At 68.7% G+C, this 18,157-nt stretch carries 18 protein-coding genes; 12 read left to right on the forward strand and 6 right to left on the reverse strand.

The window, feature by feature from the left end; translation table 11 throughout:
• Positions 1-111 precede the first annotated feature (111 nt).
• The 5 genes from GVY39_RS22700 (at position 112) to GVY39_RS22720 (ending at position 5,715) form a co-directional block, all read left to right on the forward strand.
• On the forward strand, positions 112-1,056 hold the full coding sequence (locus GVY39_RS22700; RefSeq protein ID WP_159927855.1) for an EamA family transporter: 945 nt from the start codon (positions 112-114) through the stop codon (positions 1,054-1,056).
• A 154-nt stretch (positions 1,057-1,210) separates the two neighbouring features.
• Positions 1,211-2,986 carry an FAD-dependent oxidoreductase gene (locus tag GVY39_RS22705; protein WP_159927853.1) on the forward strand — a complete coding sequence of 592 codons (1,776 nt, stop codon included), beginning with the start codon at positions 1,211-1,213 and terminating at the stop codon, positions 2,984-2,986.
• A 76-nt stretch (positions 2,987-3,062) separates the two neighbouring features.
• On the forward strand, positions 3,063-3,704 hold the full coding sequence (locus GVY39_RS22710) for a pyridoxamine 5'-phosphate oxidase family protein (protein WP_159927851.1): 642 nt from the start codon (positions 3,063-3,065) through the stop codon (positions 3,702-3,704).
• Positions 3,705-3,769: 65 nt separating this feature from the next.
• Complete coding sequence (locus GVY39_RS22715; protein ID WP_159927849.1) at positions 3,770-5,008, forward strand: MurT ligase domain-containing protein; 1,239 nt, start codon at positions 3,770-3,772, stop codon at positions 5,006-5,008.
• On the forward strand, positions 5,005-5,715 hold the full coding sequence (locus tag GVY39_RS22720; protein ID WP_159927847.1) for a type 1 glutamine amidotransferase: 711 nt from the start codon (positions 5,005-5,007) through the stop codon (positions 5,713-5,715). The genes GVY39_RS22715 and GVY39_RS22720 overlap by 4 nt, the downstream gene beginning before the upstream one ends.
• A gap of 271 nt (positions 5,716-5,986) precedes the next feature.
• On the opposite strand, the gene GVY39_RS22725 is transcribed toward GVY39_RS22720, so the two are convergent.
• Together GVY39_RS22725 and GVY39_RS22730 are read right to left on the reverse strand one after the other, a co-directional pair.
• The gene (locus GVY39_RS22725; protein WP_159927845.1) at positions 5,987-6,901 is read right to left on the reverse strand and encodes a transglutaminase family protein; all 915 of its coding nucleotides are present in this window, start codon (positions 6,899-6,901) and stop codon (positions 5,987-5,989) included.
• A complete protein-coding gene (locus GVY39_RS22730) occupies positions 6,898-9,726 on the reverse strand; it encodes a circularly permuted type 2 ATP-grasp protein (protein ID WP_370523815.1) in 2,829 nt (942 codons plus the stop codon). Before GVY39_RS22730 ends, GVY39_RS22725 begins: the two co-directional genes overlap by 4 nt.
• 293 nt (positions 9,727-10,019) lie before the next feature.
• Between GVY39_RS22730 and GVY39_RS22735 the strand changes: the two genes are divergently transcribed.
• A complete protein-coding gene (locus tag GVY39_RS22735) occupies positions 10,020-10,226 on the forward strand; it encodes a hypothetical protein (protein WP_159927843.1) in 207 nt (68 codons plus the stop codon).
• A gap of 21 nt (positions 10,227-10,247) precedes the next feature.
• Positions 10,248-10,892: a hypothetical protein gene (locus tag GVY39_RS22740; RefSeq protein ID WP_159927841.1), complete on the forward strand. Its 645-nt coding sequence runs from the start codon at positions 10,248-10,250 to the stop codon at positions 10,890-10,892.
• Positions 10,893-10,898: 6 nt separating this feature from the next.
• Here GVY39_RS22740 and GVY39_RS22745 read toward each other — a convergent pair whose 3' ends face one another.
• The 3 genes from GVY39_RS22745 to GVY39_RS22755 form a co-directional block, all read right to left on the reverse strand.
• The gene (locus GVY39_RS22745) at positions 10,899-11,516 is read right to left on the reverse strand and encodes a LysE family translocator (RefSeq protein WP_159927839.1); all 618 of its coding nucleotides are present in this window, start codon (positions 11,514-11,516) and stop codon (positions 10,899-10,901) included.
• A 106-nt stretch (positions 11,517-11,622) separates the two neighbouring features.
• Positions 11,623-12,231 (reverse strand): recombination mediator RecR, encoded by a 609-nt coding sequence (gene recR / locus GVY39_RS22750; RefSeq protein WP_159927837.1) that lies wholly within the window; start codon positions 12,229-12,231, stop codon positions 11,623-11,625.
• Positions 12,232-12,244: 13 nt separating this feature from the next.
• A complete protein-coding gene (locus tag GVY39_RS22755; protein ID WP_159927835.1) occupies positions 12,245-12,577 on the reverse strand; it encodes a YbaB/EbfC family nucleoid-associated protein in 333 nt (110 codons plus the stop codon).
• A 193-nt stretch (positions 12,578-12,770) separates the two neighbouring features.
• On the opposite strand from GVY39_RS22755, the gene GVY39_RS34550 reads away from it, so the two are divergent.
• Genes GVY39_RS34550 through GVY39_RS22770 form a run of 3 tightly spaced genes read left to right on the forward strand, consistent with a single transcriptional unit; the run spans position 12,771 to position 14,754 of the window.
• The gene (locus tag GVY39_RS34550) at positions 12,771-13,526 is read left to right on the forward strand and encodes a hypothetical protein (protein WP_236565610.1); all 756 of its coding nucleotides are present in this window, start codon (positions 12,771-12,773) and stop codon (positions 13,524-13,526) included.
• Positions 13,527-13,576: 50 nt separating this feature from the next.
• Entirely contained in the window at positions 13,577-14,389 is an 813-nt protein-coding gene (locus GVY39_RS22765; protein WP_159927833.1) for a MerR family transcriptional regulator, read from the forward strand.
• Between the two features lie 14 nt (positions 14,390-14,403).
• Positions 14,404-14,754: a VOC family protein gene (locus tag GVY39_RS22770; protein WP_159927831.1), complete on the forward strand. Its 351-nt coding sequence runs from the start codon at positions 14,404-14,406 to the stop codon at positions 14,752-14,754.
• On the opposite strand, the gene GVY39_RS22775 is transcribed toward GVY39_RS22770, so the two are convergent.
• Entirely contained in the window at positions 14,755-15,189 is a 435-nt protein-coding gene (locus GVY39_RS22775; protein ID WP_159927829.1) for an SRPBCC family protein, read from the reverse strand.
• A 204-nt stretch (positions 15,190-15,393) separates the two neighbouring features.
• Between GVY39_RS22775 and GVY39_RS22780 the strand changes: the two genes are divergently transcribed.
• Entirely contained in the window at positions 15,394-16,836 is a 1,443-nt protein-coding gene (locus GVY39_RS22780; RefSeq protein WP_159927963.1) for an FAD-binding oxidoreductase, read from the forward strand.
• On the forward strand, positions 16,833-18,149 hold the full coding sequence (locus tag GVY39_RS22785) for a class I SAM-dependent methyltransferase (protein WP_159927827.1): 1,317 nt from the start codon (positions 16,833-16,835) through the stop codon (positions 18,147-18,149). Before GVY39_RS22780 ends, GVY39_RS22785 begins: the two co-directional genes overlap by 4 nt.
• The last annotated feature ends 8 nt before the right edge of the window (positions 18,150-18,157 follow it).

Raw genomic sequence — 18,157 nt, forward strand, 5'->3', positions numbered from 1 at the left:
GGGCGGGCCGGGCGCGGCGATTGCATCCTTCAACTCCATTAAGAAAAGCTACATCATTGATCCATAATTATTCGATTGTTCTGATTGTTAGCGGGCCGCACGATGAATGGCGTGACCAACCGTGACCGCCTGCTCGGCTTGACCGTCGTCCTGCTCTGGGGATTGAACTTCCTCGCCATCCGGGTGGGGCTCGACCACTTCCCACCGTTCTTCTTCGCGGCGCTGCGCTTCGCGGTGCTCGCGGTTCCCGCGCTGCTGTTCATTCCGCGCCCTCCGGTGCGGATGCGCTGGATTCTGCTGTACGGCACCGGTTTCGGCATCCTGCAGTTCGCGTTCCTGTTCACCGCCATGCGGGTGGGCATGCCGACCGGACTGGCCTCGCTGGTGCTGCAATCCTCCGCGCCGTTCACCGTGCTGCTCGGCACGCTGCTGCTGGGTGAGCGGATGCACCGGGCCCAGGTCGCGGGCATCGCCGTCGCGGTGGCAGGCATGGCGGTGATCGGCTGGGACCGGCTGGCACACGCCACACTGCTGCCGGTGCTACTGACGCTGGCGGGCGGCCTGGGCTGGGCCTTCGGCAATATCGGCGCGCGCCTGGCCGGGACCGAGACCCCTGGTGTCAACCCGCTGCACCTGATGCTGTGGACCACCGCGATCCCGCCGGTGCCTCTGTTCGCGCTCTCCGCGCTCGTGGAGGGGCCGACCACGGGGGCTCGCGCCCTGGTCGAGGCGTTCGCACCGGCGGGCAGGCCCGCCCTGCTGGCACTCGCCTACATCGCGGTCCTCGCCACCGTGGTGGGGACGGGGTTGTGGACCTACCTGCTCGGTCGCTATCCGGCCGGCTTGGTCGCGCCGTTCTCCCTGCTCGTTCCGATCGTCGGGATCGCGGCGGCGTGGACTTTCCTGGGCGAGACCCCGACCCCGTTGTCGCTGGTCGGTGGAGTAGTGGTGCTGGCGGGCGCGTTCGCGGCCACGTCGAGCAGGCCCCGTGCGGTCAGGGCGGACGCCTGCCTCGAGACACCGAGAACGGTCGCTATCACCGGGCAACCGGCCTGAGCGGGCGGTCACACCTCCCCGCCGGGTGCTCGACCGCACAGTCGCCGCGATCCGCACGGGCGCTTCACGGGGTCGGTGCTCGGTGATCGGTTTGCCGCTTTAAGGTAGTGCCCGGCGTGGAAGTTGGTCCCTAGGCTAGGCAGCAGAGCGGCGCATGGCAGACAATCAGTGGACCGTATCGCGAAGAGCATTGCTTCGTAACACGGTCGCAGCGGGGGTGGCTACGGCGGGGGTACTGGCGGCGGGTGCGCTGCGGCCGACGCCGGCCGCGGCGGATCACGGCGGCAGACGAGTCGCGGTACTCGGTGGCGGTGTCGCGGGCCTGACCGCGGCGCATGAACTGGCCGAACGCGGATTCCGGGTCACCGTCTACGAAAAACGCGCGTGGGGCGGTAAAGCCCGCAGCGTCGGCGTGCCGGGCACCGGAGCGGACGGGCGCCCGGACCTGCCCGGGGAACACGGCTTCCGCTTCTTCCCCGGCTTCTACCAGCACGTGCCGGACACGATGCGCCGAATCCCGTTCCCGAACAATGCCAACGGCGTCTGGGACAACCTCGTCGCGGTGCCGGAAGCGCGCTTCGCCCGGCGCGGCGGCGACGACTTCCGCGTTCCGCTGGGTCCGCGCGCCCGCACGGCATTCGATCCCGATGGCTTCCGTGAAACGCTCGGCGCGGCGCTGTCGACCACGTTGAAATTGCCGCCGGCGGAGGGCGTCTACTTCGCCGGACGGCTGCTGGTCTTCAACACCAGCTGCGACGCGCGCCGCCTCGGCCAGTGGGAGGCCACCTCCTGGCACGACTTCGTCGGCGGCCACGTGCGCTCGCACGAGTTCCGCGCACTGCTCTCGCGCACGCTGACCAGCATCATGGTCGCCGCGAAGGAGAACGTGGCCAGCGTGCGCACCATCGGCACGATGGGCGAGCAGTTCCTCGGCAATCCCTTGGGGATCGGCAACGACGGCGGCCTGGACCGCGTACTGAACGGCCCGACCAACGCGGTCTGGATCGACCCGTGGATGCGGCGGATCCGCGAACTGGGCGCGGAGTTCGTGCTCGGCGCCGAGGTGCGCGAGCTGGAGGTGCGCGACCGCAGGATCACCGCGGCGCGCGTCGTGGACGAGACCGGCGTCCAGCGCACGATCGAGGCCGACTACTTCGTCGTGGCGCTGCCCGCCGAACGGGCGCGCACCTTGTGGTCGCCGCAAGTGCTCGCCGCCTGGCCCGAACTGGCGGGAATGGACAACCTGTCCACCGACTGGATGAACGGCATCCAGTTCTATCTGCGCAGACCGGCAGACATCTCGCGCGGCCACACCGCCTACATCGACGCGCCTTGGTCGCTCACCTCGATCACCCAGAACCAGCTGTGGCGCCGCAAGCTGACCGAGTTCGGCGACGGCAGTGTGCAGGACTGCCTGTCGGTGGACATCTCCGACTGGAACACCCCCGGCATCTTGTTCGGCAAACCGGCCAAGGAGTGCAGCCACGAGGAGATCGCTCGCGAAGCGTGGGCGCAGATCAGGGCCCACCTGGACGATCGCGGCGAGGTGCTGAGCGACGCCGACCTGCACTCCTGGTTCCTCGACCCGGGCATCACCTGGCAGGAGGGGCAGCGGCGCAACGCCAACGCCGACCCGCTGCTGATCAACACCGCCGGGTCGTGGGAGTACCGTCCGCAGGCGCACGGGACGTTGGAAAACCTGTTTCTGGCGGGTGATTACGTGCGCACGAATGTGGACTTGGCCACCATGGAGGGCGCCAACGAGTCCGCGCGAGCCGCGGTGAACGCGCTGCTGGACGTGGCCGGCTCCAACGCGGAGCGCTGCCGGATGTACACCCTCTACCGCGCGCCCGAACTGGAACCGCTGCGCCGGATCGACGCCGACCGCTACGCGGCCGGACAGCCGAACATGTTCGACGCCCCTGCGTGAACGGCACGTGGTCGAACTCCCTTCGCCCGAATCGAATTCGATCGCCAACGGCCCGGGACGATGCTTGAATCGAGATATGCGCGAGAGCACCGTCCCGAACGAGATCACCGACGCGGCAGACCTGCGGGAATTGCTCGGCGAGGTGGCGCCGCGCGCCGCCACCAAGGAGCGGACCGCACTGCATGCCAGGGACCGGGAGTGGATCGCGACCTCTCCGTTCCTGGTGATGAGCACCAGCGACGCGAACGGCAACTGCGACGCCTCCCCGAAAGGCGATCCGGCGGGGTTCGTGCGGGTACTCGACGACACCACCCTCGCCATCCCGGAGCGCCCCGGTAACCGGCGCGCCGACGGCTACCTCAACATCCTGGCCAACCCGCACGTCGGCCTGCTGTTCGTGATCCCGGGCCGCCGGGAGACGCTGCGGATCAACGGCCGCGCCCGCTTGGTGCGCGACGCGCCGTACTTCGACGACATGCTAGTGCGCGGTCACCGCCCGATCCTCGCGGTCGAGGTGGACATCGACCAGATCTTTTTCCATTGCGCCAAGGCGTTCATACGCAGCCACCTGTGGGAGCCCGAACAGTGGCCGCAGGACACCTTGCCGAGCGCTGCCTGCCTGGTCAAAGAGGTACATACGAACGTCACCGAGACGGTGGAGGAGCTGGAGCGCTACTACTCGCCGGAGAACTACGAGGCCAAGCTCTACCGCGACTGAGCCGCGTGGCCCACGCCACCCGACCGCGGCGCGCCCGGATCGCGGGGCGAACATAGACTCGCGACGTGGCAGACATATCGGTGCGCGGACGGCTCGCGCTCGCGGCGGCCGCCGCGGCGTCCTGGGCCTCGCAGAAGGCGGGTCGCGGCAAGGGCTCGATGATCGGCGGCCTGATCGCGTTGAAGATCGATCCGACCGTGATGGACCAGCTGGGACGCCGGCGGCGCACCGTGCTGGTGACCGGCACGAACGGCAAGTCCACCACCACGCGGATGACCACCGCCGCGCTCAGCACGCTGGGCGCGGTCGCGACCCAGGCCGACGGCGCGAATATGGACGCCGGCATCGTCGCCGCGCTCAACGCGCACCGGCGCGCGCCGCTGGCCGCGATCGAGGTGGACGAACTGCACCTGCCGCACGTCACCGATTCGTTGAACCCCTCGGCGGTGATCCTGCTGAACCTCAGCCGCGACCAGCTCGACCGGGTCGGCGAGATCAACATGATCGAGCGCAGGTTGCGCGCGGGCTTGGCGAAGCACCCGGCGACCGTCGTGATCGCCAACTGTGACGACGTGCTGGTCACCTCGATCGCCTACGACCATCCCAACGTGGTGTGGGTGTCGGCGGGCAGCGGCTGGGCGATGGACGCGACCAGCTGCCCGCGCAGCGGCGAGCCGATCATCTGGGAGGGCGCGCACTGGCGCAGTACCGGTGCGGACTTCCAACGCCCCGAACCGGATTGGTGGCTCGACGGGGACGATCTGGTCGCCCCGGAGAGCGCGCGCTACCCGTTGCGGCTCGCGCTGCCCGGACGGGCCAATCGCGGCAACGCCGCACAGGCGGTGGCGGCGGCCGTCGCACTGGGCGCCGACGCGCGGGAGGCCGTCGCGGCCGCGGGCACGGTCCGTGAGATCGCGGGCCGCTACCGCACCGTGCAGGTCGGCGAGCACGACGCGCGTCTGCTGCTGGCCAAGAACCCGGCCGGGTGGCAGGAGGCGCTGTCGATGATCGAGCCGACCTCGGCGGGCCTGGTGATCGCGGTGAACGGCCAGGTGCCCGACGGCGAGGACCTGTCGTGGCTGTGGGACGTGCGCTTCGAGCACTTCGAAGGCGTGCAGGTGGTGGCGGCGGGCGAGCGCGCCACCGATCTCGCGGTGCGCCTGACCTACGCGGGCGTGGAGCACACGACGGTGCCCGATCCGGTGCACGCCATCGCGTCGTGTCCGGCGGGCCATGTGGAAGTGCTCGCGAACTACACCGCCTTCCGTGATCTCAACCGTGACCTCGAGGAGCGGGCATCATGAGTGAGTCGACCATTCGCATCGGCTTGGTGCTGCCGGACGTGATGGGCACCTACGGCGACGGCGGCAACGCCCTCGTACTGCGCCAGCGGCTGCGCATGCGCGGCTACGACGCCGAGATCGTCGAGATCACGCTGCCGGAACCGGTGCCGGATTCCCTGGACATCTACACCCTCGGCGGCGCGGAGGATTCCGCTCAGCGTCTGGCCACCCGGCACCTGCAGCGCTACCCCGGTTTGCAGCGCGCCGCCGCGAAAGGCGCTCCCGTCCTGGCGATCTGCGCGGCCATCCAGGTGCTCGGCCAGTGGTACGAGACCTCCGCGGGCGAGCGGGTGGACGGCGTCGGCCTGATCGACGTCACCACGTCGCCGCAGCACAAGCGCGCCATCGGCGAGGTGACGACCACACCCCTGCTCGACGGGCTCACCGCGGCGCTCACCGGCTTCGAGAACCACCGGGGCGGCACCAAACTCGGCGGCGAGGCGCACGGCTTGGCCCGCGTCACCCGAGGCGTCGGCAACGGCGTCGGCGACGGGCTCGAGGGCGTCGTCCAGGAGTCGGTGATCGGCACCTACATGCACGGCCCTGTGCTGGCCCGCAATCCCGAACTCGCCGACCTGCTGCTGATGCGCGCACTCGGCGTCAGCGAGCTGGCTCCGCTCGACCTCCCCGAGGTCGACCAGTTGCGCAGGGAGCGGCTGCGCGCCTGAATCGGCCGGACCGCGATCTCGGCGTCCTCCCTCCGGGGCCGGCCCGGCGAACACGGTGGACGCGGCCGGTGAGCAACGGTGTCTACCCCCGCGCGACGATCGTCCGAGTCGTCGCATGTGGCTGCGAGTCGGCGGCCTGCGTCGGACCCCGGTTCGATAAGTCGGTCGCCGCCACCGAGTTCTGGGACACGGATGTGCCGCGCGCCGGACCGTCTCTCGGAACTCGGCGGCAGCTCGATCGTGATCAGCCGGCCGCGCCGAGCGTCGCCGATCAGCCGCCGACCTCCGTGACATCGACGGAAACGGTGATCGCACTGTCCTTCGCGTCGGTGTAGATGATGCCGCGCAGCGGAGGGACGTCGGCGTAGTCCCGGCCCCAGGCGGCGGTGATGTACCGCTCGTCGCCGAACTGGTCGTTGGTGGGGTCCAGGTCGATCCAGTGGCCCGCGCGATCGTCCTCGTCCGCACCGGGCATCCACACCGCCGCCCAGGCATGTGTGGCGTCCGCGCCGACCATCCGCTCCTTCCCCGGCGGCGGATCGGTGGCCAGATAGCCGGACACGTACCTGGCGGCGAGGCCGTGCGAGCGCAGGCAGGCGACGGCCAGGCGGGCGAAGTCCTGGCACACGCCCGCACGGGCCGCGAACACGTCGGCCACTCGGGTGGACACGGTCGTGGCGCCGGACCGGTAGGCGAAGTCGGTGTAGATGCGGGTGTTCAGCTCGGCCACCGCGTCCAGCAGCGGCCTGCCCGGCAGAAAGGATTCGGCCGCGTACCCGGTGATCTCCGCGGCGATCTCGGGCGGATGCAGGTCGAGGGCGAACTCCCGCGCGAACGGCCCCGTCGCGCTGGTCGGGCGCGCTTTCTCCCATCGCTCGGCGGCCGGTCCCGTGCGATCGTGGCCGGGAGCATCGACTTCCACCAGGGATTCGCCGACGACCGTCAGGGCGCGATGCACGCTGGTGACGTGGAAATAGGAGGTGGTGTTGCCGTACACGTCCCCGCCGACCGACCGGTCCGACGGTGCGGGGTCGATCCGGATGTCGTGGGCGAGCAGTCGCTGGCCCGGCAGATCGCGCGGCGTCAAGTACGCGCGACCGTAGGAGCTGGTGACCTCCCCGGAGTACGCGTACTTGGTGCGATGCTCCACCCGGTAGCGCCGGGCCGCAGCGCCGGGGCCGGTCATCCGACGACCTGGGCGCTGCCCCACAGCGGCTGGATGCCCACCGGGAGCGACAGCGTGGTGGTCTCGAACGATTCGGAAACCTTGCGCAGGCGCAGATGCACTCCCTCCAGCAACTCGGCCAGTTCGGTGCGCCGGTCGTCGGCATCGGTCACCTCGAGATCGTCGGAGTCGAGGCGGCGCAGCATGCGTCGCGCGTCCGCGAGCAGCCGCTGCGGACGCGACGAGCCCGACGCTCCGGGCAGCGCGTGGAAATCGGCGTGGAGCCGGTCGAGCTGATAGGCCAGCGATCGCGGGTTGGCGGTGTCGAAAAGCAGGAGTTCGGCGACGTTCGCGGTCCGCACCGAATCGCGGTGGCGTCGACGGTAACTCACCGAGGACTCGGTGACCCGCAGCACCCAATCGGTGACCTCCCGCTCGGTCTCGTCCGGATACTGCTTGGTGAGCGCGGCCGACAGCAACGCGGTCAGGGCGAGACCGCGCTCGATTCGCTTGCCGATGTCTCTGACGTACCACCCGGTGTCGCGCAGCAGCGACTCTCCATCGATCCCGGACAGCGCGAGCAGCCCGGCCAGGGTTCGCGAATGCACCTCCGACAGCTCCGCCTCCAGGTCGTCGGTCGCGGCCGGATAGCCGGCCAGCGCACGGTCGACCGCGCCGAGGATCATCCAGGTGTCCACCGGCAATTGGTCGCGTACCGCGCGCGCGGCGCTGCCGTACCGATCGATCGCGAAGGCCAGCGATCCGGGCAGCTCCCGATCGATCGTCAGGGTGACGAGGTAGTCGTGGCCCTCGCGGGACGCGCCGGGAACCGGTGCGTCCACCTCCCCTCCCGCGGTTTTGCCCGACCCTGGCGCCGCAACGGCACTCGACTCCTGAGCGTGATGCGCGGTGGATCCGGCCGAGGCGTGCGATCGATCGTCGCCGTAATGCGCGACGCCCGCCTCACCTTCCACGCGGCCCGACAGCGAGAGCATGCCGCGATCGACCGAACTCTGCTGCGGCGCAAGGGCTCGCACCTCCGGACCGAACAGGCCCTCCGTCGGCGCCGCGGTGGCGGTGGCGCGGCCGAGGGCGGCCAAGAGGATCGGCATCGCCTGCGCGCCCTCCAGCCATGGGCGATACCGGAACTCCTGGTAGCGCTCGTGGGTGGCGATCAGGAGGCGGACGGTGTCCTCCGCGCGCTCGCCGTAGCGGCCCATCCAGAAGAAATCGTTGAGCACGCGCGGAGAGCTGATCGCTTCCACCGGCGGTGCAGTGCGCCGTTCGCGCTCCGCGCGCGGCGGCTCGATGCCGATCGCGGCGGCGGCCGTCGGCGCGGCCCGCACCCATATGTCCTTGGCGGCGATCTTGATCGCGGCGCGCTCGGTCGTGCGCTGACGCAACTGGCCGAGTCCGCCGGACATCACGGTGTAGCCGCCGCGATGGGCGAGCGAGAACAGTCGCATGCCGACCGGAGCGGCGGCGAGTCCGTCGTGATCACGAACGGCGGGCGCGACGGAGAACTGCGCCGGTTCCTGGCCTACCCACTGCCACCCGTGCGCCTCGATCCTGGCCTTCACCTCGTCGCGCTGTGCCCGGCTCAGCTCGGGGCCGAACAGCGTGCCCCCGTCGACCGCCGAGCGGAGGATCAACTTTTCCAGATTCGCGATCAGATGCTCGCGCTCCCGGTCGTGACCGCCCCAGTACGACGGCGCACTCTCCAGCAGCAGGTCCTCATCGAGGAGCGCACGCGACAGCCCGGGCAGGAAGCCGGCCAGCGCGGGGTTCTCCAACAGCCCGCTGCCGAGGGTGTTCACCACCGTCACCGCGCCGCGGCGCAGCACTTCGACCAGTCCGACCACACCCAGCCGCGAATCCGGCCGCAAGTCCAGCGGATCGGAGAGCTCGGCGTCCACCCGGCGCAACACTACGTCCACCCGTTCCAGCGTGCCGAGCGAGCGCATCCACAGCGAACCGTCCCGCACCACCAGGTCGGCGCTCTCCACCAGCGGAAAGCCGAGCGTGGAGGCCAGCGTCGCCTGATCGAAAGCGGTCTCGGATCGAACGCCGGGGCTGAGCACCACGACCACCGGCTCGTCGTCGGCCTGCGCCGATTCGATCAGCATCGATCGCATCGCCCTGGCAAAGGGCGTCAGCGGACGCGGATTGGCGTGCTCGAACGACTCCGGGATAGCGGTCGACACCACTCTGCGGTCCGCCAGCGCGTATCCGGCGCCGGAGGGCGCCTGCGTCCAGTCGGCGAGCGCCCGGAACTGCCCGTCGCTCCAGCGGCTGAGATCACAGGCGTGCAGGAAGAGCTGATGCCGTCCCGGCACGGTGATGCCGTGCGCGGCCCGGACGTAGCCGCGGTTGCCGAATACGACTTCCGGTGCGAGCAGCCCGGAGCCGAGCGTCCTGCGTGGGCCGTAGACATCGGTGAGCACTTCGTCGAGCACGCGGGAGCGCTGTTCCAACCCGGCCTCCAGCCGGGTCCAATCGTCCGCGGCGACCAGCAAGGGAATCGGGTCGAGCCGCCACGGCGCCGGCGCCGTGATCTCGGCCGAAGGGCCGGTCTCGAGATAGGTGATGCCGTCGTCATCGATCAGCCTGCGCACCCGGCTGTCCAGCCTGTCGAGGCCCGCACCGCCGAGTTCGGCGAAGTCGGCGGACAATGCCGACCACATTCGGCGCACTGTGCCGTTGGCGTCGATCAATTCGTCGTAGTAGCCCGCCACGGGCGCACCGCATTCGTCGTACGCGGCGGTGTCGGCGCCCTCTCTGCGGTAGCGCGTGATCTGCTCGCGCACGGTCGTGCCGGGCGCGGTTTCCCGCGGCTCATCGCGCAACGTCACTGCGCCGACCTCACTTCCGCCGCCAGGTGTGCCCAACGGTCGCCGAATGCTTCACACCCGAATAGGAACGATCACCTCCACCGCTCCACATTTGTGGGCTGTGTGGCCATTTTCGCATGTAGTACCGCATTTGATAGGCGAACCGCAGCCCTCACCACCCTGTTGGCCACAGGGTTGCAGTGAAATTGCGCAAACGCGAGCACGCGACACACGGGCTCCAGGTCCCCCCGCATCGGCCGGGCCGGTGGTATCACCGAATCACGACTCAGATCTCGTCAGGAGGTCCCATGCGTACACCAGGTTGTTCATCCTGCGAATCCGCGTTCGACCACTGCCACGGAACTTTGATCGTCCACGCGAGCCGGATCGCCGAATGCACCGACGAACACTGCCTCGATTTCAGCCATGTCCGGCACACGTTCGTCCTCGATTGCCGCGCCCTCGCAGGCGGTTGCCGGTGCACCGAGGACGACGCGGTCACCCGGCGCGCCTGAGCGGTTCCGTACCCTGGCCCGGTGAGCTATGACCACGTGTTGCTGCCGTCCGGTGTCGCGTCGTCGATCGCGGAGGTCGACGCCTACCTGAGCACCCAGCAGGGCGTCCCCGAGTCGGGCGCGGTCGCGCGGATCGCGGCCGAGTTGAACAGACGCAACGCGGAACTGCCGGATGAGGACAGCTTTCTCAGCACCGTTCCGGTCGGCGGGGCGGCCACAGGTGCCGCGCTCTACGTGCCGTGTCCCTACGACGCGATCGGCTTCGTGCGGCACCTGCTGTTCGAACTCGCCACACCGCTGAACTACGCCGTCTACGACCCGCAACTGGCTTGGCTGATCGATCCCGCCGGGCACGTCAGGGCCACCGTCACCCACGGCGGCGCGGGCGAGTTCCCCTACCTGACCAAAGCGCTGATCGAGCAGTGGATTCCGGAGCTCAGCCCACCCAACCCGTACCTCGTCGTCGAACGCGGTGAGCAGTTCTACATCCAGACCTACCGGGAGAACTCCGGCGCTTACACCCTGGAATACCGGGACGGCGCACCCGACAAGCATTTCGGTACCACAGTCCCCGACCCCGCCACCGTCGCCGCCCTCATCTGGGACTGGGCCAACGACGACCGCACCCGCTTCCCCGGCCTGCCCTGGTCCCGCGTCGACGTCTGAGCCCGGTCACTGGTTCTGGGCGGCCAGCCTGCCCGCGAGCGCGAGGAACGAGGCGCCGAAGGCACGGCGCATCCAGGTGACGACTCCGGGGCGGGAGACAACCTGGTCGCGGACGGCGGCGGCGCAAGCGCCGTAGACCGCGAACACCACGAAGGTGGCGAGCATGAATATGCCGCTCAGCTCGAGCATGCGAGCCAACGCGTTCGGCGCGCCGGTGGGCACGAATTGCGGGAGGAACGCGAAGAAGAAGATGGTCAGCTTCGGGTTGAGCAGGTTGAGCAGCACCGCCGAGGTGATCACTTTCCGCGCCGAGGGGGCCGTCGGCTCGGTGGGCTCCGGCATCGCGAGCACGCCCTTGTCCCGGAACGTCGTCCAAGCCATGTACACCAGATAGGCGACGCCGAGGTACTTCAGCGTCTGGAAGGCGACCGCGCTCGCGTTGAGCAGCGCGGCCAGGCCGGTGATCGCCGCGACCACGTGCGGGACGGTTCCGAGCGCACAGCCGAGAGCCGCGATCACGCTGGCCCGCGCGCCGCGGGACAGTCCGGCGGCCAACGTGAACAGCACGCCGGTGCCGGGAGTGGCGACGATGACGAGCGTCGTCAGCAGGAATTCGATGCTCATCCACGACACGGTAACCCACCCGCGGCAGGGCGCAATACCGCTCGCCGGACTCGCTTTCACCGAGTTCGGACGCGTTGTCTTCCCGCGGGCCGAACGGGCGAGGCCGCTACAGCGCGCGCCGCCCGGACAGCGCGCGTCCGAGGGTCAGTTCGTCGGCGAACTCCAGGTCGCCACCCATGGGCAGGCCCGACGCCAGCCTGGTGACGCTCAGGCCGGGGAAGTCGCGCAGCATCCGGACCAGGTAGGTGGCGGTGGCCTCCCCCTCGGTGTTCGGATCGGTCGCGATGATCACCTCGCTGACGTCGACGCCGTCCTCCTGGTTTCCGATGCGCGCCAGCAGTTCCCGGATCCGCAACTGGTCGGGACCGATACCGCTGAGCGGGTCGAGCGCGCCACCGAGCACGTGGTAGCGGCCGCGGAACTCCCTGGTGCGCTCGATCGCCTGCACGTCCTTGGGCTCCTCGACCACGCAGATCATGGTCCGGTCCCGGCGCGGATCGGCGCAGATGCGGCACAGCTGCCCGTCGGAGACCGTTCCGCACGTCACGCAGAACTGCACACCGTCGCGCACCTTCTGCAACGCGGCCTGCAACCGGTCGATCTCCGGCGGCTCCACCCCGAGCAGATGAAAGGCGATGCGCTGCGCGCTCTTCGGACCGACGCCGGGCAGCTTGCCCAATTCGTCGATCAGATCCTGGACCGGACCCTCGTACAACTGCTACCTCGGCTCAGAAACCGGGCAGCGAACCGCCACCCAGGCCGCCGGACAGCGGTCCGAGCCGTTCGGCGGCGATGCGCTGGGCGTTGGACATCGCGTCGTTGACCGCGCCGATGACCAGATCCTGCAGGGTCTCGACGTCGTCGGGATCCACGGCCTTCGGGTCGATGGTCAGCGACAGCACCTCGCCGCTGGCCTTGATGGTGACCTTGACCAGCCCACCACCCGCCGCGCCTTCCACTTCGGTCGCCGCGATATCGGCCTGGGCTTCCATCACCGCCTGCTGCATCTGCTGCGCCTGAGCGAGCAACTGTTGCATGTCGAACTGACCACCTGGCTGCACGGGAGGGTCCTCTCTGGAGAAGGTGTCATCGGCCAGCCTAGTCCTGCCGCACCGCGCCCCCGGCGCGGCCCGACAGTCCTGATGTGCGTGGCGCATGGTCGATAACAGGTTGGGTAGTTCCGGTGGAGATCGACCCACAGCGCCCTACCATCGACACCGGATCGAGACCGGTGTGCCAAATCTGGAGACGAAGATGATCGCAGCCCGTGCACGTTTGCTGAGCGCCCTGGTGCTCACGCTTGGTGTTCCCAGTGTCTTTCTCGGCGCCGCCGGGCCGGCAGCCACCGCCGACACGGGGATCGTCGAGGCTGAGATCGTCGAGTCGACAGGGATCGTCGAGTCGACAGGGATCGTCGAGTCGACAGGGATCGTCGAGTCGACAGGGATCGTCGAGTCGACAGAGATCGTCGAGTCGACAGAGATCGTCGAGTCGACAGAGGTGATCGACGGGCAAGAGGCCATCGAGGCCGAGACCACCCCCGCCGTCGCCGACTACGGGAACGGCTGCGTCCTCTACCCGGACGACAAGGCCGCGACTCTCGATTCACTGCGCTCGCGGTGCTCGGCGCAGCAGCAGGACGCCATCTTCCGCGCCGCGCCGCTGGGCGCGGTTCCGACCGGTGTGAAGTCGGGCTGGGTGACCCGCCCTCCGGTCATGCAGGCCATCGCACCCCCGTTGTGGATCGGCAAGACCTTCTACACCGGCCCGGACGGCGGCTACCTGATGAACCGCCTCACCGGCGCGGGCATCGAGGGCTGGCGCGCCGACGTCTACGTGGCCCCCGCTCTCACCGACGGGCAGCCGACCTGGGCGCTGAACTACACCCCCTCCCCGTCGCCGCAGGTCTACGACGAGATCCGGGAAGTCACCCCGGGTGTGTGGTTCGGCTACTCCTGGTGGCGCGGCGCGTTGCAGACCACGCTCCTGCTGACCTTCGCGCTCGCCTGAACACCGGGCGCCGTTGACCCTCCCGCCGCTGGAGGGTGTTGGCTGGTGCCATGACGGCAACCGTCCCCATCGGGGAGTTCTCCAGGCTGAGCCACCTCAGCGTGAAGACGTTGCGCTACTACCACGAGATCGACCTGCTCGCTCCGGTCGGCGTCGACGCGAGGTCGGGCTATCGGCGGTACTCGACGGCGCAGGTGGCGCAGGCACAGCTGATCCGGCGATTGCGCGAACTGGACATGCCGGTACCGGAGATTCGCGCCGTGCTCGCCGCGCCGGACGAGGACGCCCGCGACACCGCGCTGCGTAAGCATCTGGAGCGCATGGAGGCGGAGCTGATGCGTACCCGCGCGGTCGTGGCATCGCTGCGTTCGCTGCTGACCCCCTCGGCCCCGATCGCCGTGGAATATCGCGTAATTCCGGCGTTCCCGGCTGCGGCCCTGCGCGCGGTGGTGGCCCGGGAACACATCGGCGCATGGTGCGAAGTGGCATTCCGAACCTTGTACGAGGCGCTGGCCACCGCCGGGATCGCGCCCGCCGGTGTCGGCGGGGCGACCTACGGCACCGGCTTCTTCGAAGAGGACGAGGGCGAGGTCGTCGCGTTCGTTCCGGTCGCCGACGCAGGCATCGTCCTGCCCTCAGGGGTTTGCGCCGTCGAACTGCCCGAGCGCCGGTTCGCCGTCACCGTGCACGAGGGTTCGTTCGACGAGTTGGACCGCACCTACGGCGCACTGGGCAGTCATGTCGCCGAACACGATGTGGCGTTGCCCGAACCGATCCGCGAGCTGTACCTGCTCGGCCCGGACGTGTCCGACGATCCCGCCGCCTACCGAACCGAACTGTGCTGGCCCATCGCCCAACCGTGAACAAGGAGATATCCATGACGCTCTCGATCGCCCACGTCACCGTCGACTGCGACGATGCGGGCGCCCTTGCCGAATTCTGGGCACGACTACTCGAGGCTCCCGTCGACCCTGACGCCAGCCGGGAGTTCGCCACCGTCGGCCGGACCGCGGGCGCCACCCCGGTGCTGATGTTCATCCGGGTGCCCGACAAGAACCCGGGCAAGAACGTGATCCACCTGGATCTGCACGCTCCCGACGGAGACGAGCAGGTGCGCCGCGCGATCGACCTCGGCGCGAAGCACATCGGCGACTTCGACGAGTGGGGCACGAAGTGGACGACACTGGCCGACCCGGAAGGCAATCTCTTCGATATCGCCGCCGCGTGATCAGGCCAGTTCGCGCTGCAAGTTCGCGAGTACCTCGGCCTGGATCTTCTTCAGGCCCAGCGGCGCGAAGATGCCCTCGAAAATGCCCTTGACGCCGCCCGCACCCTTCCAGGTGGTCCGCAGCGTAACCCGCGCGCCCGCGCCCTCCGGGGTGACGGTCCAGGTGTTCACCAAGGTCGAATTCGAGTCACGCTCGGTGACAATGGAATCCGATACCGAGACGACCGCGTGCACGTTACGCGAGCGCTTCTCGGTGGCCTGCAAAGTCCATTCCGCGACGGTTCCCGCGCCCTTGCCGCCTTCAACCACCTTGTAGTCGCGGTAGTGCGACGAGAGAATGCGCGGACGCACCGTGTCGTAGTCTGCGATGGCCTCCAGCGCGCGCTGCGGATCCGCTGCCACGTCGATCGAACTACTGGCGCTGACCTGTCCCACAATGAGCTCCTTGTCCGGATGCGGTGTCTCGACAGACCCATCCTGCCCTGTCCGGGTCGGGGGAAAACGCCGAGGGCAGACCGTGTGGCGAACTTCTTCGGACAATTCGGTATTCCCTTTCGCAACATATGCGTGACATTTCTCCACGACCGTGGCCGCGCGGTGGCCTCGCCGTATCGTCCGTACTAGCGTCGAGGGGTGGCAGTGAGTCTGTTGGGGAAGGCCGGACACGCACCGGCCGCACGCGAATCAGGATTTGCCGCGCATCGAGCGGGCGTCGACCGCCTATTGGCGAGTTACCGCGCGATACCCGAGCACGCCAACGTCCGGTTGGCGAAGAAGACCTCGAACCTCTTCCGCGCCAGGGCCGCGAACCCCGCGCCCGGTCTCGATGTCTCCGGGCTGACCCGGGTCATCGCGGTGGACCCGGTCGCCGAGACCGCCGACGTCGCCGGCGTGACCACCTACGAGGAGCTGGTCGCCGCCACCCTCCCGTACGGGCTCGTGCCGCTGGTCGTTCCACAGCTCAAGACGATCACGCTGGGCGGCGCGGTCACCGGCCTCGGCATCGAGTCGACCTCCTTCCGCAGCGGTCTACCCCACGAGTCGGTGCTGGAGATGGACGTGCTCACCGGCGCGGGCGAGATCCTCACCGCGACGCCGGACAACGAGCACGCCGATCTGTTCCGCGGCTTCCCGAACTCCTACGGCACGCTGGGCTACACGGTCCGGCTGAAGATCGAACTGGAACGGGTGCAGCCGTACGTCGCGCTGCGGCACGTGCGTTTTCGTGATCTGCGCGCACTGGAGGCCACCCTCGCGACGATCGTCGCGGACCGGACCTACGAGGGCGAGCGAGTCGACTACCTCGACGGCGTCGTGTTCTCCGCCGAGGAGAGCTACCTGACACTGGGCCGCGGGACCGACGAGCCGGGCCCGGTCGGCGACTACACCGGGATGGACATCTACTACCGGTCCATCCAGCACGACGGCGACACGCCCAAACGCGACCGCCTGACCATCCACGACTACCTGTGGCGCTGGGACACCGACTGGTTCTGGTGCTCGCGCGCCTTCGGCGCGCAGAACCCCAAGATCCGCCGGTTCTGGCCGAAACGCTACCGGCGCAGCAGCTTCTACTGGAAGCTCGTGGCGCTGGACCACAAGTACCACATCGGTGACAGGCTGGAAGCCCGCAAGGGCAACCCTCCGCGCGAACGGGTGGTGCAGGACGTCGAAGTGCCGGTGGAACGCACCGCCGACTTCGTGGAATGGTTCCTGCGCGAGGTCCCGATCGAGCCGATCTGGCTGTGCCCGCTGCGTTTGCGCGAGACCGGCGCCACGAATCTGCCGGGCGAACGGACCTGGCCGCTATATCCCTTGGAGCCGGACCGGACCTACGTGAATGTCGGATTCTGGTCGGCCGTGCCCACCGTCCCCGGGCAGCAAGAAGGCGCGGCCAACCGCGCCATCGAACGCACGGTGACCGAGTTCGACGGTCATAAGTCGCTGTACTCGGATTCCTTCTACGGCAAGGATGAGTTCGCGGCGCTCTACGGCGGAACCACCTACACCGAACTCAAGAAACGCTATGACCCGGACCAGCGCCTGCTGGATTTGTATTCGAAGGCGGTGCAACGCAAATGACGACTTTCAAGGACCGTTCCGATGTCTTCGCCGATCTCGGGACCAAGCTCAGCATTGCCGAGATCTTCGAGACCCTCGTCGAGGGCCCGGTGCCGATCCGGCTGACGGCCTACGACGGCAGCGCGACCGGCCCGGAGGACTCGCAGTACACACTGGAGATCCGGACCCCGCGCGGCATCAACTATCTGGCGACGGCTCCCGGCGACCTGGGCATGGCCCGCGCCTACATCGCCGGCGACATGACCATCACCGGCGTGCACCCCGGTGATCCGTACGAGATCCTGAAGGCGCTGGACGGGCTGAAGTTCCGGCGGCCTTCCGCGCTGGCTCTGGTGACCATCGCGCGCTCCCTCGGCTGGGAGCGGCTCAAGCCGGTCGCCCCGCCGCCCCAGGAGACCCTGCCGCGCTGGCGCCGCATCGCCTTCGAAGGCCTGCGCCACTCCAAGACCCGCGACGCCGAAGCCATCCATCATCACTACGACGTCTCGAACACCTTCTACGAGTACGTACTCGGCCCGTCGATGACCTACACCTGCGCGGTCTACGGCGAGGAGAACTGGACGCTGGAGCAAGCGCAGGAGAACAAATACCGCCTGGTGTTCGAGAAGCTGCGGTTGAAGGAGGGCGACCGACTGCTCGACATCGGCTGCGGGTGGGGCGGCATGGTGCGCTATGCCGCCAAGCGCGGCGTCAAGGTGATCGGTGCGACGCTCTCGGCCGAGCAGGCGGACTGGGCGCAGAAGAAGATCGCCGAGGAAGGCCTGAGCGACCTGGCGGAAGTGCGTCATTCCGACTACCGCGACGTGCCGGAGGGCGAATTCGACGCGGTGTCCTCGATCGGGCTCACCGAGCACATCGGGGTGCACAACTACCCGTTCTACTTCGACTACATCAAGAGCAAGCTGCGCGACGGCGGCCTGTTCCTCAATCACTGCATCACCCGCCCGGACAACACCCGCACCACCAAGGCGGGTGATTTCATCGACCGCTACGTGTTCCCGGACGGCGAGTTGATCGGTTCGGGCCGGATCATCTCCGAGATCCAGAACATCGGGCTGGAAGTGCTGCACGAGGAGAACCTGCGCGAGCACTACGCCTTCACGCTGCACGAATGGTGCAAGAATCTGGTCGCCGACTGGGACGCCTGCGTCGCGGAGGTCGGCGAGGGCACCGCGAAGGTGTGGGGCCTGTACATGGCGGGCTGCCGGCTCGGCTTCCAGCGCAACGTGGTTCAGCTGCACCAGGTGCTCGGCGTCAAACTGCCCGCCGATGGCGACTGGACCGTACCGCTGCGCCCGTGGTGGCAGCCGTAACCCGCTTC

It is taken from the genome of Nocardia sp. CY15, from assembly GCF_009829295.1.
Lineage (GTDB): Bacteria > Actinomycetota > Actinomycetes > Mycobacteriales > Mycobacteriaceae > Nocardia > Nocardia sputi.